Below are 13,270 nucleotides of genomic sequence, written 5' to 3' on the forward strand. Positions count from 1 at the left end.
GCGCGGCTGTTTCACTGACCCCATGCCCACCGCTCTCGTGACCGGCGCGACCGCCGGCATCGGCCGCTCCTTCGCCCAGCAGCTCGCCGCCCGCGGCGACGACCTGGTGATCGTCGCCCGCGACACCGCGCGGCTCGACGCGGTCGCCGAGGAGCTGCGCTCCGGCCACGGCGTCGCCGTCGAGGTCCTCGCCGCCGACCTCGCCGACCGCGCCGGGATGGCCGCGGTCGAGGCGAGGCTGGCCGACCGCGACCGCCCGGTCGACCTGCTGGTCAACAACGCCGGCTTCGGCCTCAAGGAGCGTTTCCTCGACAACTCCGCGGACCTCGAGACCGCGATGCTCGACGTGCTGGTCACCGCCGTGCTCCGGCTGACCCATGCCGCGCTCGGCCCGATGACCGAGCGCGGGCACGGCGGCGTGATCAACGTGTCCAGCGTCGCGTCGTACCTCCCGCGCGGCACCTACTCGGCGGCCAAGGCGTGGGTGAACAGCTTCAGCGAGTGGGCCGCGAACGAGTACCGCCCGCAGGGCGTCACCATCACCGCCCTGCTCCCCGGCTTCACCCGCACCGAGTTCCACGAGCGGATGGACGTGAGCCGGGACTCCGCCCCGTCGTTCCTCTGGCTCGACGCCGACGAGCTGGTCCGCACCGCGCTCGCCGACCACGAGGCCGGCCGGGTGTTCTCGATCCCGAGCGCCCGTTACAAGGCGATCGCCACCCTGGCCCGCGCGGTGCCCAGCGGCGTGCTCCAGCGCTTCCAGTCGATGGGTCGCAAGTAGCAGGACACCTTTCGCCCGGTCAGCCGGGCCGGCGGGCTGCCGCCTCCGAGGCGCCCCTGACGCGCTCCCGAGGCGCCCCGTGTGGGGCTGCGACGCGTGTGAAGCGACCACAGCGTCGCTGAACACAGGGCAGGACGTGTGTGGAGCGACCGCAGGGTCGCTCGACACCACCCAGGAGCGCGCGGCCGGGTGCGGACGGGCCCGGCAATCTCGTGTCAAGGTCCGTCAAGAACGCGACAAGACCGCCGGTGGCGCCTCGGGCGAGGTCTTTGCTGAGGCCCATGAGTCTTGAAAGTGGACTGCTGATCGCGGCAGTCGTCGTTGCAGCGGCGTACCTCCTGGCGGCCCTGGTCCTCCCGGAGCGCTTCTGATGTCCGACACCCTCGCGGGTCTGGTGTCCATCGCGGCGCTGGTCGCGCTCCTCGCCCTCGCCTACCGGCCGCTCGGCGACTACATGGCGGCCGTCTACAGCAGCGACCGCCACCTGCGCGCCGAGCGCCTGGTCTACCGGCTGACCGGCGTGGACCCCCGCGCCGAGCAGTCCGCGCGGTCCTACGCCGTCAGCGTCGTCGGGTTCTCCCTCGTCGGCGTCGTGCTCCTGATGGCGATGCAGCTGGCGCAGGCGCACCTGCCCTTCAGCCGGGACCTGCCCGGCGTGCCGTTCTGGATGTCGTTCAACACCGCGGCGTCCTTCGTCGCGAACACCAACTGGCAGTCCTACGCCGGTGAGTCGACGCTGGGCTTCACGGTCCAGATGGCCGGCCTGGCGGTGCAGAACTTCGCGTCGGCCGCGGTCGGCATGGCGGTCGCCGTCGCCCTGATCCGCGGCTTCACCCGCGCCCGGACCGGCAACCTCGGGAACTTCTGGGTGGACCTGACCCGCGGCACCCTGCGCATCCTGCTGCCGATCGCGGCCGTCGGCGCCGTCCTCCTCATGGCCGGCGGTGTCGTCCAGACCTTCTCCGACACCCCGATGGACACCCTGGCCGGGCACGGCCAGGTGCTGACCGGCGGGCCGGTCGCCAGCCAGGAGGCGATCAAGGAGCTCGGCACCAACGGCGGCGGCTTCTTCAACTCCAACTCCGCGCACCCCTTCGAGAACCCCAACGGCTACACCAACCTGCTCGAGGTCCTCCTGATCCTGCTGATCCCGGTCTGCCTGACGCGCACGCTCGGGACCCTCGTCGGCAACCGCCGCCAGGGCCTCGCCGTGCTCGCTGCGATGGGCGTGCTCTTCGCGGTCTCCCTGGCCGCGGTGACCGCCGCCGAGGTCGGTGCCCGCTCCCAGGCGGCGCAGGCGGCGGGCGCGGCGATGGAGGGCAAGGAGACGCGGTTCGGCGAGTGGGCGTCGGCCCTCTTCGCCGTCGCGACCACCGGCACCTCGACGGGTGCGGTCAACGCCTCCCACGACTCCCTGACGCCCACCGGCGGCGGCATGGTCCTGCTGAACATGATGTTCGGCGAGGTCACGCCGGGCGGTGTGGGCTCGGGCGTCTACGGCATGCTCGTCCTGGCCATCGTCGCGGTCTTCATCGCCGGCCTCATGGTGGGCCGCACCCCGGAGTTCCTCGGGAAGAAGATCGGCGCCCGCCAGATGACGTACGTCGCGACGTACATGCTCGTCACGCCGGCACTCGTGCTGGTGGGGACCGGCGTGGCGATCGCCCTGGGCTCCACGAGCGACGCCCTGGGCAACCCGGGCGGGCACGGCTTCAGCGAGGTGCTGTACGCCTACACCTCCGGCGCCAACAACAACGGCAGCGCCTTCGGCGGCATCACCGTGACGTCGGACTTCTTCCAGATCACCATCGGCCTGGCCATGCTGCTCGGCCGCCTCGTGCCGATCGTGCTCGTCCTGCTGCTCGCCGGGTCCCTGGCCGAGCAGGGACGCGTCCCGACGACGGCCGGGACCCTGCCCACGCACAAGCCGGTCTTCGTCACCCTCCTGGTCGGCGTCGTCGTCGTCTTCACGGCCCTGACCTACTTCCCCGCCCTTTCCCTCGGACCCATTGCTGAGGCACTCGCATGAGCACCACGACCACTCCCACCCCGGCTCCCGACGCCGGCCCGACCACCGACGCCGCTGCGCACCGCCCGGGGGCCGGCACCCTCGTCCACGCCGCGTCGAGCACCGGCCTGCGCGTGCTGGCCGCCCAGGCGCTCGCTCAGCTGCCCGAGGCGTTCCGCAAGCTCGACCCCCGTCACCTGTGGCGCTCCCCCGTGCTCTTCCTGGTGTGGTGCGGCTCGGTCCTGACGACCGTCGTCGCCGTCGTCGACCCCAGCGCGTTCGCGACCTGGCTGGCCGTCTGGCTGTGGCTGACCGTCCTCTTCGGCAACCTCGCCGAGGCGGTGGCGGAGGGTCGCGGCAAGGCGCAGGCGGCCTCGCTGCGCGCCACCCGGTCCGACACCGTCGCCCGGCTGCTGGACGACACCGGCGCCACGACGTCCGTCCCGAGCACCCGGCTCCGCGTCGGCGACCGCGTCGTCGTCGAGGCCGGGGAGGTCATCCCCGGCGACGGCGACGTCGTCGAGGGGATCGCGAGCGTCGACGAGTCGGCGATCACCGGCGAGTCGGCCCCCGTGATCCGCGAGGCGGGCGGCGACCGCAGCGCCGTGACCGGCGGCACCACCGTGCTCTCGGACCGCATCGTCGTGCGCATCACCGCCGCTGCCGGGGAGTCGTTCCTGGACAAGATGATCAGCCTCGTCGAGGGGACGTCGCGGCGCAGGACGCCCAACGAGATCGCGCTCTCGATCCTGCTCGTCAGCCTGACGCTGGTGTTCCTGGCGGCCGTGGCGACGCTGCCGCCGATGGCCGACTACGCCGGCGCCCCGCAGGAGCTGGTGGTGCTCATCGCCCTGCTGGTCTGCCTGATCCCCACCACGATCGGGGCGCTGCTCTCGGCGATCGGCATCGCCGGCATGGACCGGCTCGTGCGCGTCAACGTGCTCGCGATGTCGGGGCGGGCGGTCGAGGCCGCCGGTGACGTCTCCACGCTGCTGCTCGACAAGACCGGCACCATCACCTACGGCAACCGCCAGGCCAGCGCCTTCCTGCCCGCACCGGGCGTCACCGAGGAGGAGCTGCGCGACGCGGCCCGCCTGGCCAGCCTGGCCGACCAGACCCCCGAGGGCCGCTCCATCGTCACCCTCGCCCTGAGCCAGGGAGCCGACGACCAGGACCTGCCCGCGGGCCTCGACTTCGTCGAGTTCACCGCCCAGACCCGCATGTCCGGCGTCGACCTCGCCGACGGCACGCAGATCCGCAAGGGCGCCAGCTCCGCCATCGCCGCCTGGCTCGGCGTCGACATCGACCCTCGAGTCATCGCCACCGTCGACGACATCGCCCGGCAGGGCGGCACCCCGCTGCTCATCGGCTCGCAGGGACCCGGCGGGGAGAGCGCCGCTCTCGGCGTGGTCCACCTCAAGGACGTGGTCAAGGACGGCATGGCCGACCGCTTCGCGCAGCTGCGGTCGATGGGCATCCGGACGGTGATGGTCACCGGCGACAACGCCCTGACCGCCCGCGCCATCGCCGACGAGGCCGGTGTCGACGACTTCCTGGCCGAGGCCACGCCCGAGGACAAGCTGGACTACATCCGCAAGGAGCAGGCGGGCGGGCGGCTGGTCGCCATGACCGGGGACGGCACCAACGACGCCCCCGCACTCGCGGCGGCCGACGTCGGCGTCGCGATGAACAGCGGTACGTCGGCGGCCAAGGAGGCCGGCAACATGGTCGACCTCGACTCCGACCCGACGAAGCTCATCGACATCGTCGAGATCGGCAAGCAGCTGCTCATCACTCGCGGGGCGCTCACGACGTTCTCCATCGCCAACGACATCGCGAAGTACTTCGCGATCATCCCGGCGATGTTCGTGGCCGCCTACCCCTCGCTGGACGCGCTCAACGTGATGGGCCTGGCGACGCCGCGGTCGGCGATCCTCTCGGCCGTCATCTTCAACGCGCTGGTCATCGTGGCGCTCATCCCGCTGGCCCTGCGCGGCGTGCGCTTCCGTCCCGCGGCGGCCACCGAGGTGCTGCGCCGCAACATGCTGGTGTTCGGCCTGGGCGGCGTCCTGGTCCCGTTCGTCGGCATCAAGCTCATCGACCTGCTCGTCTCCACCATCCCCGGGATCGGCTGACCTCATGATCAAGGACTTCTCCCGCCAGTCGCTGGCGGCGCTCCGCATGCTGCTCGTCCTCACCCTGCTCCTCGGCGTCGTCTACCCCGTCGCCGTGTGGGCCGCCGGCCAGGCGTTCGGCGCCCGGGCGGAGGGCCAACCGGTGGAGGTGGACGGGGCGGTCGTCGGCTCCCGCCTGCTCGGCCAGCAGTTCGAGGGCGACGCGTGGTTCCACTCCCGCCCCTCCGCCAACGACCACGACTCCCTGGCGTCGGCGCCGAGCAACCTCGGGCCCTCGAGCACCGACCTGCTCGCCCTCATCGACGAGCGGCGCGCCACGGTGGCCGCGACCGAGGGCGTCGACGAGGGCGACGTCCCCCCGGACGCCGTCACCGCGTCCGGGTCGGGGCTCGACCCGCACATCTCGCCGGCGTACGCCGCCCTCCAGGCGCCCCGGGTGGCCGAGGCGAACGGGCTGGAGCTGTCGGTCGTCGCGGACCTGGTCGAGGAGCACACCGACGGCCGCTCGCTCGGCTTCCTCGGCGAGCCCGGCGTCAACGTGCTCGAGCTCAACGTCGCCGTGCTCGAGGAGACGCGCCGCTGACCACCCGGCCGGCGCAGGAGGGGGCGCCGGTCCGATGATGTGGGAGGGCGCGCGCGGGCGCCCGTCTCGCGAGAGGGAACGATGGAACGAGCAAGGCTGAGGGTCTACCTCGGCGCGGCGCCCGGCGTCGGCAAGACCTTCGCGATGCTGCAGGAGGGGCGCCGCCGGGCCGAGCGGGGCACCGACGTCGTCATCGGCTACGTCGAGACGCACCAGCGTCCGCGGACGGTCGAGGCGGCCGAGGGCCTGGAGGTCGTCCCGCGACGCCGGCTCTCCTACCGCGGCACGGTGCAGGAGGAGATGGACGTCGAGGCCGTCCTGCGCCGTGCCCCGGCCGTCGTGCTCGTCGACGAGCTCGCCCACGCCAACGTCCCCGGCAGCCGGCACGAGAAGCGGTGGCAGGACGTCGAGGAGCTGCGCCGCGCCGGCATCGAGGTGGTCACGACCGTCAACATCCAGCACCTGGAGTCGCTCAACGACGTGACCGAGGCGATCACCGGGGTCCGGCAGCGCGAGACCGTTCCCGACAGCGTGGTGCGGTCCGCCGACCAGATCGAGCTGGTCGACATGAGCCCCCAGGCGCTGCGGCGCCGGATGGCGCACGGCAACGTCTACAGCGCCGACAAGGTCGACGCCGCGCTGTCGCAGTACTTCCGGGAGGGCAACCTCACCGCGCTGCGGGAGCTGGCCCTCCTGTGGCTGGCCGACCGGGTGGAGGAGGGCATGGAGCGCTACCGCGCCAAGCACGACATCGACTCGACCTGGGCGACCCGCGAGCGGATCATCGTGCCGGTCAGCGGCGGCCCCGAGTCGACCACGCTGATGCGGCGGGCCGCCCGGATCGCCTCGCGGGTCTCGGCCGGCGAGTGGCACACGCTGTACGTCGCCCGGCAGGACGGGCTGGCGGGCGTCTCGCCGGAGGTGCTCGACCGGCTGCGGCAGAAGACCGAGGAGCTCGGCGGCAGCTTCCACACGGTGATCAGCGACGACCCCGCGCAGGGCATCCTCGACTTCGCCCGCGCCGAGAACGCCACCCAGATCGTCGTCGGCGCCAGCCGCCGCGGCCGGGCGGCGACGCTGGTGAGCCCCGGCGTCGGCGAGCGGGTCGTCGCCGGCTCCGGCGACATCGACGTCCACATCGTCACCCACGACTACGCCCGGCGTGCCAACGCCGACCGGCGGGCGCCCGAGGTCCTCAGCCGGCGGCGCCGTACCGCCGGCTTCCTCTTCTCGGTCCTGGCACCGGCCCTGGTCAGCCTCCTGTTGTGGTGGACCCACGACTGGCACGGCCTGACCACCGAGTCGATGGTGCTGATGGCGATCGTGGTCGCCACCGCGCTCATCGGCGGGCTGGTCCCGGCGGTGGTCGCGGCCCTGGTCAGCGGGCTGCTGCTGAACTTCCTCTTCGTCTCCCCCACCTACGTGCTGACCATCGACGAGCCCGAGAACGTGCTCGCGCTCGCGCTGTTCGTCCTGGTCGGCGTCGCCGTCGCGACCGTGGTCGACAACGCCGCCCGGCAGACCCATCAGGCCCGTCGGGCGCGCGGCGAGGCCGACGCGCTGACGGTCCTCGCGCACAGCCTGCTCAACGCCACCGACGACCCCTCCGGGCTGCTGCGGTCGGCCTGCGAGGTCTTCAACGCCGACGGCGCCGCGATCGTGCGACGGGCCGACGCGCCCGCCGGGGGCGCCGAGCTGTGCCTGGCCTCGCACGGCACCGCCGTCGGCGACGCCGGCCAGGCGGGCATGGTCGCTGACGTCGGCGACGACACGGTGCTGGCGTTGTACGGCAGCCGGCTGCCCGCCTCCCAGCGCGGCCTGCTGACGGCGTACGCCGCGTACGCGCGCGTGCTCCTCGAGCGCCGCGCCGCCACCGCCGCCGAGGTCGAGCGGCTGCGGCTCAGCGAGGTGGACCGGACCCGCACCGCGCTGCTCGCGGCGGTCTCCCACGACCTGCGCTCGCCGCTGTCGGCGGTCAAGCTGGCCGCGGACAGCCTGAGCGCCTCCGACGTGGCGTGGACCGAGGAGGACCGCGCCGAGTTCGTGTCGACGATCCAGGAGGCCACCGAGCGGCTCATCTCGCTGGTCGACAACCTGCTCGACATGAGCCGGATCCACACCAGCTCGATCACCGCCGCCGTCGACGTGGTCGCGCTGGGCCCCGCCATCCGGGCCACGCTCGCCGGGCTGCCCGGCAGCGAGCGGATCCGCGTCGAGGTGGCCGAGGAGCACGCCGTCCTCGCCGACCCCGGCCTGCTCGACCGGGTCGTGGCGAACGTGTGCGAGAACGCGCTGAAGTACACCCCCGCCGACGCCGAGATCACCGTCGACGCCACCCCCCTGGACGCCGGTCGGCTCGCCGTGCGGATCGCCGACACCGGCCCCGGCGTGCGCGAGCAGCAGCACGACCAGCTGTTCTCGCCGTTCCAGCGCCTCGGCGACGTCCCCGGATCCGACGGCGTGGGCCTCGGGCTCGCCGTGGCGCGCGGCCTGCTCGAGGCCTTCGGCGGCACGATCAGCGCCGAGGACACCCCCGGCGGCGGCCTGACCTTCGTCCTCGAGCTGCCCCGGGCCGACCCCAGCTCCTCAGGAGGAGACCAGTGACCTTCGTGCTCGTGGTGGACGACGACCCGGCGATCCGGCGGACGCTCTCGGTGAACCTGCGCGCCCGCGGGTACGACGTCGAGACGGCCGGCGACGGCCGGTCGGCGCTGCAGGTCGTCGACGAGCGGATGCCCGACGTCGTCCTGCTCGACCTGGGCCTGCCCGACCTGGACGGCGTCGCGGTGCTCACCCGGCTCCGCGCGTTCACCCAGGTCCCGGTGATCGTCGTCTCCGCACGCTCGGAGGCCGTCGACAAGGTCGAGGCGCTGAACCTCGGCGCGGACGACTACATCAGCAAGCCGTTCTCCCTCGAGGAGCTCCTCGCCCGGGTCGGCGTCGCCACCCGGCGCACCCAGCAGGAGACCCGCCCCGAGCGGCTGGAGGTCGACGGGCTGGTGCTCGACGTCGCCGACTCCCGGGCGAGCCGGGACGGCGAGGTCATCCACCTCACCCCGACCGAGTGGCGCCTGGTGGAGCTGCTGGTGCGCCGGCGCGGCCGGCTGGTGCGGCAGGCCGAGCTGCTGCACGCCGTGTGGGGGCCGACGTACGAGCGCAACAGCAACTACCTGCGCGTGCACCTCTCCGCGATCCGGCACAAGCTCGAGCGCGACCCCGCGGCGCCGGTCCTGTTCATCACCGAGCCGGGGCTGGGCTACCGCTTCGCGCCGCGGGAGGACTGAGCCGGGGGACCCTCAGGGGCGGACGACGGCCGGCGGCGTGCGGCCGGCCCGGCCGGCGGCCTCGGCGGCAGCCGCGAGCAGCCGGGCGTACTGCTCGGGGTCGGTGGTGTTGCAGCCGAGCTCGTGGTCGATCTTGCCGGTGCCGTGGTGGTCGCTGGAGCCGGTGACGACCAGGTCGAGGTTGCGGGCGATGGCGCGCAGCTTGTCGCGGCTGGAGGGGGTGTGGTCCTCGTGGTCGACCTCGATGCCGCTCAACCCGGCGGCCTGCAGCCCGGCCAGCTCCGGCTCGCCCGGCCACTCGCGCTGCGAGCGGCCCCACGGGTGCGCCACGACGGTCACGCCGCCGGCCTCGGTGACCAGGCGGATGGTCTCGGCCAGCGGGGCGGCGTACCGGTCGACGTACGCCGGGCGGCCGGCGCCGAGGTAGCGGTCGAAGGCCTCGGTGCGGTCCCGCACGACCCCGACCGCGACGAGCGCGTCCGCGACGTGGGGGCGGCCGGTCGCGGCGGTGCCGTCGGCGGCGCGGGCGACGTCGGCGTCGGTGACCTCGATGCCGAGCGCGTGGAGGCGGGCGAGCATGTCGGGGACGCGGGCCTGGCGCCCCTCGAGCACGCGGGTCAGCTGCTCGACGAGCGGCGCGTACGTCGGGTCGGGCAGGTAGGCGAGCAGGTGCACGCCGCGCCCCTGGTGGCGGGTGCTGACCTCCATGCCGCGGACCAGCTCGATGCCGACCTCGAGCGCGGCGCGCTCGGCCTCGGCCCAGCCGTCGGCGGTGTCGTGGTCGGTGATCGCGAGGACGTCGAGCCCCGCGGCCGCCGCGGCGCGGACCAGGTCACCCGGGCTCTGCGTGCCGTCGCTGGCCCGTGAGTGGGTGTGGAGGTCGATGCGCACGGGTCCCAGGGTAGGCGGGGGCGCCGACGGCCCGGTCAGGGCCGCGGGGCGCCCGCCCCGCCGGCGTTCGTCGGGCAGTCGGGGTTGGTGCAGACCCGCTCGTCCACGGTGCTGTCGTTGTCGCCACGGACCGTGGCCTCCTCGGGGTCCTCGGTCGCCTCGTGGGCGCGCAGGCGCACCTCGGAGCCGCAGACGTCGCAGGGTCGGTTGTCCTGGTACACGCCCGGCAGGTACCCACCCTCACCAGGACGGCCGCGGGCCCCCGAACGCGGTCTCCACCAGCCCCGGCCCCAGCGAGGAGACGTCGCGCAGGATCCAGTCGTCGCGCAGCAGCAGCATCGCGGAGGCCGGCCGAAGCACCAGCCAGAGCCACCGTCCGCGCGCCTCGCCGGCGACCACCGAGCGGTCCCACTCCCCCGTGGCGGCGCTCGTCGAGACCGGCCACAGCCCGACGGCCTGGTTGTCGAGCCGCACCTTGACCGCCGGCGGACCCTCGCCGATCTCGGCGCCCGGGTCGGCGTACGCCGTGCCGGCGCAGCGGGCGCCGAGCCCGGTCCCGGCCTCCTCGGTCACCACCAGCACGTCGACCGGCCCGTCGAGCTCGCTGGTGCCCGAGCAGCAGGTCATGGTGGCCCGCGCCCGCTCCGGCCCGGTGCCGACCACGCCGAAGTCGGTGACCGACCAGCCGGGGCTCATCGGCCACGGGAGGTACGTCGGGAACGGGCCGGCCCGGCGCAGCTGGTCGACGAACCCGTCGTACGACGCCTCCTCGGGGCGCCACAGCGGGTCGATCGACCCGTGGTCGGGGCAGGACCAGCCGCCGTCGGGGGCGGCCTGCGCCACGGGGGTCGGACAACGGGGGCACCCGGCCGAGAGCGACATGGCTCCATATGCGCCGATCCGGCGGCCCCCGTCAAGCGTCGGTCAGGCGTTCCAGCGCTCGACGACCGGCGTCTCCCGCTCCCACGCGAGCACCGACACCGTGGCGGTGCCGAGCTTGAGGTGCCGGCCGCCGGCTACGGGCAGGCCGAGCCACCGGGCCGCGAGCGCGCGCAGGCAGTGCCCGTGCGCGAAGACCAGCGTGCGGCCCTCGACCGCCCGGGCCCGCTCGACGACGCGGTCGAGCCGGGTGGTCACCTCCTCGGCCGTCTCGCCGCCCGGGCTGGGGTGGTTCCAGACGGTCCAGCCCGGGACGGTCTCCCGGATCTCGTCGGTCGTGATGCCCTCGTACTCGCCGTACGCCCACTCGACGAGGTCCTCGTCGACCTCGGCGTCGGGGAACCCGGCCAGCTCGGCGGTACGCCGCGCGCGCTGCCGCGGGCTGGTGCGCACGACCTCGAAGTCGCCCGGGGCGAGCCGCTCGCGCAGCGTCCGCGCCACCTCCTCGCCCTCGGGCAGGAGGGGGAGGTCGCTCACCGACGTGTGCCGGTGGTCCCGGCTCCACTCGGTCTGCCCGTGCCGGACCAGCCACAGCTCGCTCATGCCTGCGCAGTTGCCGCTCGGCGCGTGTCTCACTCCTCGGCGAGGACCACCACGCGGTCACCCGCCCGGACCTCGAACGTGCGCGACTTCGGCGGGTTGACGACCACGCCGTAGGGCTGGCCGTCCTCGGCGAGGGCGTCGGACTTCCAGCCCAGCGCGGTCTCCCGGCGGCGCGAGGCGCCGGCGACGACCGTCGCCCAGGTGACCTCCTGGCCGGACCGCACGTACCACTCGGCCGGCCGCAGGTAGATCTCGCTGCCCTCGTTGCCGAGCAGCTCGCCGAAGACCGCCTCGAGGCGCGGGTCCTCGCTGAGCTGGGTGACCACCAGCGAGACGATCTCCCCGCTGACGACCACGTCGTCCACGTCAGCGACCTGGGCCAGCGCCCGGTTGCGGTCGTCGAGCATCTCGCTGACCACCGGCGTCGTCTCGCCGAGGCGGGAGAGGATGTCGCGCACGTGGAGGAGCGTCACCAGCGTGCGCGCGTCCGCCGCCTGCGCGGGCAGGTCCTCGGAGTAGCAGAGCACGATGACCTGGTCGAGGCCGGCGACGACGTGCCGCTCCAGCAGCGCCCGGTCCGTCGTCGAGCCGCGCTCGACGGTCACCGCGAGGCCGGACAGCTCCGGGACGGCGGCGTCGCCGTGCGAGGTCAGCACGGTCAGGGTGGAGCCGGGCGGCGCGTAGTGGTCCAGCTCGCGCAGCACGATCGGCGCCCGCTCGTTCCAGCCAATCAGCAGGGCGCGGGTCGGGTGCTCGCCGTACCCCTCCTCGGTGCCCAGCGCGGTCGGGTCCGGGGCGACGGTGCTGCGCGGCGCGTGCTCCAGGCCCTCGTCGTCCTCGGCCACCACGACGAGGGTGTGGCCGGCGACGACGGTGTCCGGCGGCGGGTTGAGCTTCGGGTTCCCCGCGGGGTCGATCAGCCCGATGACCGAGGCGTGCTCGTGGACCAGCTGCGCGTCGGCGTACGTCGAGCCGTCCAGCGCGTGGCCGGAGAGGAAGTAGATCTCGTCCCCCTCGTAGTCGAAGAGCTCGGTGTAGACGGCCGCCGCGCCCGACTGGCGCGAGGTCTGGACGACGAGCTTGGCGACGGTCTCGCGGATGTCGAGCAGCACGGTGCGGTCGGTGCCGACCAGCCGCGCCGCCTCGAGGTTGGTGGGGTTGCGGATCTCGGCGACGATCCGCGGCCCGTCCTGGCCGCCGTGGGTGAGCGCGAGCAGGGTCTTGATCACCTCGGCGTCGGGGTCCTCGGAGTCGGGCGCGAGCAGGATGACCGAGCGGGCGGTGGCGTGGCTGGCCAGGCGCAGGTCGTCGAGGTCCATCGGCGAGCCCGAGCGGCACACGACGCGGGTGCCGCGCAGGTCCGGGACCTTCGCGCGGATCTCGTCCTCCATCTCGACCTTGTCCCGGTCGGCCAGCACGACCACGACCGGGCGGCGCCGGCTCTCGTTGGCGATGGCGAGCTCGCGCAGGATGGTGAAGACCGAGTCCGACCACCCCAGGACCACGGTGTGGTCGGACTCCAGCACGAGCGACCGCCCCCGCCGCAGCTCGGCCAGCTTGGCGTCGATGCCGGTGGCGATCACGCCGATGAGCGCGCTGACGATGAACAGGCCGCCGATCGTGAGCAGCAGCATCGTCAGCAGGAAGCGCCAGCTCCCGGTGTCGCCGCCGATGGTGCCGGGGTCGAGCGCGTGCAGGAGCGCGGCGAACAGCTCCTGGGCGAAGCCCTCGTCGCCGTCGGACTCGCGCAGCCCGGTGAGGGTGACGAGCACCGCGAAGGCGGTGATGAGCACGAGGGTGGCGACGCTCAGCCAGGCGATGAGCGCGGGCGTGCCGCCGGCCATGGAGTTGTCGAACCAGTAGCGCAGTCGCGCACCCGTGCCGTGCCGCGGTCGCGGGCGGGGCCGCGGTGCCGGCCGGGTGCCGGCCTTCCCGCCGCGCAGGCCGGCGACCGGCGCCCCGTGGCGGTCGGCCCGCCTCGGTCCGCGGTGGGTGCGTGCTCGGAGCTGGTGCCCGGTCCTGGCCATGGCGCGATCGTCCACACCCGGGGCCGCCGCGGGGGCGTTTCGCCCAGGAACCACCCGATGTGGCCATGTCGCGTGCCAC

General features: G+C 73.8%; 12 protein-coding genes. 7 read left to right on the forward strand and 5 right to left on the reverse strand.

Going from position 1 to position 13,270, the window contains the following annotated elements; all coding sequences use genetic code 11:
• The first annotated feature begins 22 nt into the window (after positions 1-22).
• The 7 genes from QWY28_RS18430 (at position 23) to QWY28_RS18460 (ending at position 8,791) form a co-directional block, all read left to right on the forward strand.
• Positions 23-781: an SDR family NAD(P)-dependent oxidoreductase gene (locus QWY28_RS18430; protein WP_300954053.1), complete on the forward strand. Its 759-nt coding sequence runs from the start codon at positions 23-25 to the stop codon at positions 779-781.
• A gap of 281 nt (positions 782-1,062) precedes the next feature.
• Positions 1,063-1,152, forward strand: coding sequence for a potassium-transporting ATPase subunit F (locus tag QWY28_RS18435; protein WP_154614804.1), 90 nt, complete (start codon positions 1,063-1,065; stop codon positions 1,150-1,152).
• The gene (gene kdpA, locus QWY28_RS18440; protein WP_300954055.1) at positions 1,152-2,810 is read left to right on the forward strand and encodes a potassium-transporting ATPase subunit KdpA; all 1,659 of its coding nucleotides are present in this window, start codon (positions 1,152-1,154) and stop codon (positions 2,808-2,810) included. Before QWY28_RS18435 ends, kdpA begins: the two co-directional genes overlap by 1 nt.
• On the forward strand, positions 2,807-4,924 hold the full coding sequence (gene kdpB, locus QWY28_RS18445) for a potassium-transporting ATPase subunit KdpB (RefSeq protein ID WP_300954056.1): 2,118 nt from the start codon (positions 2,807-2,809) through the stop codon (positions 4,922-4,924). The genes kdpA and kdpB overlap by 4 nt, the downstream gene beginning before the upstream one ends.
• Positions 4,925-4,928: 4 nt before the next feature.
• Complete coding sequence (kdpC, locus tag QWY28_RS18450; RefSeq protein WP_300954057.1) at positions 4,929-5,507, forward strand: potassium-transporting ATPase subunit KdpC; 579 nt, start codon at positions 4,929-4,931, stop codon at positions 5,505-5,507.
• A gap of 81 nt (positions 5,508-5,588) precedes the next feature.
• Positions 5,589-8,111, forward strand: a complete 2,523-nt coding sequence (locus QWY28_RS18455; RefSeq protein ID WP_300954058.1) for a DUF4118 domain-containing protein — start codon at positions 5,589-5,591, stop codon at positions 8,109-8,111.
• Positions 8,108-8,791, forward strand: a complete 684-nt coding sequence (locus QWY28_RS18460; RefSeq protein WP_300954059.1) for a response regulator — start codon at positions 8,108-8,110, stop codon at positions 8,789-8,791. The genes QWY28_RS18455 and QWY28_RS18460 overlap by 4 nt, the downstream gene beginning before the upstream one ends.
• A 12-nt stretch (positions 8,792-8,803) precedes the next feature.
• Here the strand turns inward: QWY28_RS18460 and QWY28_RS18465 are convergent, their stop codons facing one another.
• Genes QWY28_RS18465 through QWY28_RS18485 form a run of 5 tightly spaced genes read right to left on the reverse strand, consistent with a single transcriptional unit; the run spans position 8,804 to position 13,191 of the window.
• Positions 8,804-9,682: a PHP domain-containing protein gene (locus tag QWY28_RS18465; protein WP_300954060.1), complete on the reverse strand. Its 879-nt coding sequence runs from the start codon at positions 9,680-9,682 to the stop codon at positions 8,804-8,806.
• Positions 9,683-9,717: 35 nt separating this feature from the next.
• On the reverse strand, positions 9,718-9,903 hold the full coding sequence (locus QWY28_RS18470; RefSeq protein ID WP_300954061.1) for a hypothetical protein: 186 nt from the start codon (positions 9,901-9,903) through the stop codon (positions 9,718-9,720).
• Between the two features lie 19 nt (positions 9,904-9,922).
• On the reverse strand, positions 9,923-10,564 hold the full coding sequence (locus QWY28_RS18475; RefSeq protein ID WP_336622424.1) for a DUF6758 family protein: 642 nt from the start codon (positions 10,562-10,564) through the stop codon (positions 9,923-9,925).
• 42 nt (positions 10,565-10,606) lie between these two features.
• The gene (locus QWY28_RS18480) at positions 10,607-11,164 is read right to left on the reverse strand and encodes a histidine phosphatase family protein (protein WP_300954063.1); all 558 of its coding nucleotides are present in this window, start codon (positions 11,162-11,164) and stop codon (positions 10,607-10,609) included.
• A gap of 29 nt (positions 11,165-11,193) precedes the next feature.
• Entirely contained in the window at positions 11,194-13,191 is a 1,998-nt protein-coding gene (locus QWY28_RS18485) for a CASTOR/POLLUX-related putative ion channel (RefSeq protein WP_300954064.1), read from the reverse strand.
• Positions 13,192-13,270: the final 79 nt, after the last annotated feature.

It is taken from the genome of Nocardioides oceani, from assembly GCF_030412965.1.
Lineage (GTDB): Bacteria > Actinomycetota > Actinomycetes > Propionibacteriales > Nocardioidaceae > Nocardioides > Nocardioides oceani.

What these genes read in the sequence shown, in the direction of transcription:
- kdpC (WP_300954057.1), top strand. Translation starts at nt 4,929, where the DNA reads ATGATCAAGGACTTCTCCCGCCAGTCGCTGGCGGCGCTCCGCATGCTG.
- QWY28_RS18485 (WP_300954064.1), bottom strand. Translation starts at nt 13,191, where the DNA reads ATGGCCAGGACCGGGCACCAGCTCCGAGCACGCACCCACCGCGGACCG.
- QWY28_RS18435 (WP_154614804.1), top strand. Translation starts at nt 1,063, where the DNA reads ATGAGTCTTGAAAGTGGACTGCTGATCGCGGCAGTCGTCGTTGCAGCG.
- kdpB (WP_300954056.1), top strand. Translation starts at nt 2,807, where the DNA reads ATGAGCACCACGACCACTCCCACCCCGGCTCCCGACGCCGGCCCGACC.
- QWY28_RS18480 (WP_300954063.1), bottom strand. Translation starts at nt 11,164, where the DNA reads ATGAGCGAGCTGTGGCTGGTCCGGCACGGGCAGACCGAGTGGAGCCGG.
- QWY28_RS18475 (WP_336622424.1), bottom strand. Translation starts at nt 10,564, where the DNA reads ATGTCGCTCTCGGCCGGGTGCCCCCGTTGTCCGACCCCCGTGGCGCAG.
- kdpA (WP_300954055.1), top strand. Translation starts at nt 1,152, where the DNA reads ATGTCCGACACCCTCGCGGGTCTGGTGTCCATCGCGGCGCTGGTCGCG.
- QWY28_RS18455 (WP_300954058.1), top strand. Translation starts at nt 5,589, where the DNA reads ATGGAACGAGCAAGGCTGAGGGTCTACCTCGGCGCGGCGCCCGGCGTC.
- QWY28_RS18430 (WP_300954053.1), top strand. Translation starts at nt 23, where the DNA reads ATGCCCACCGCTCTCGTGACCGGCGCGACCGCCGGCATCGGCCGCTCC.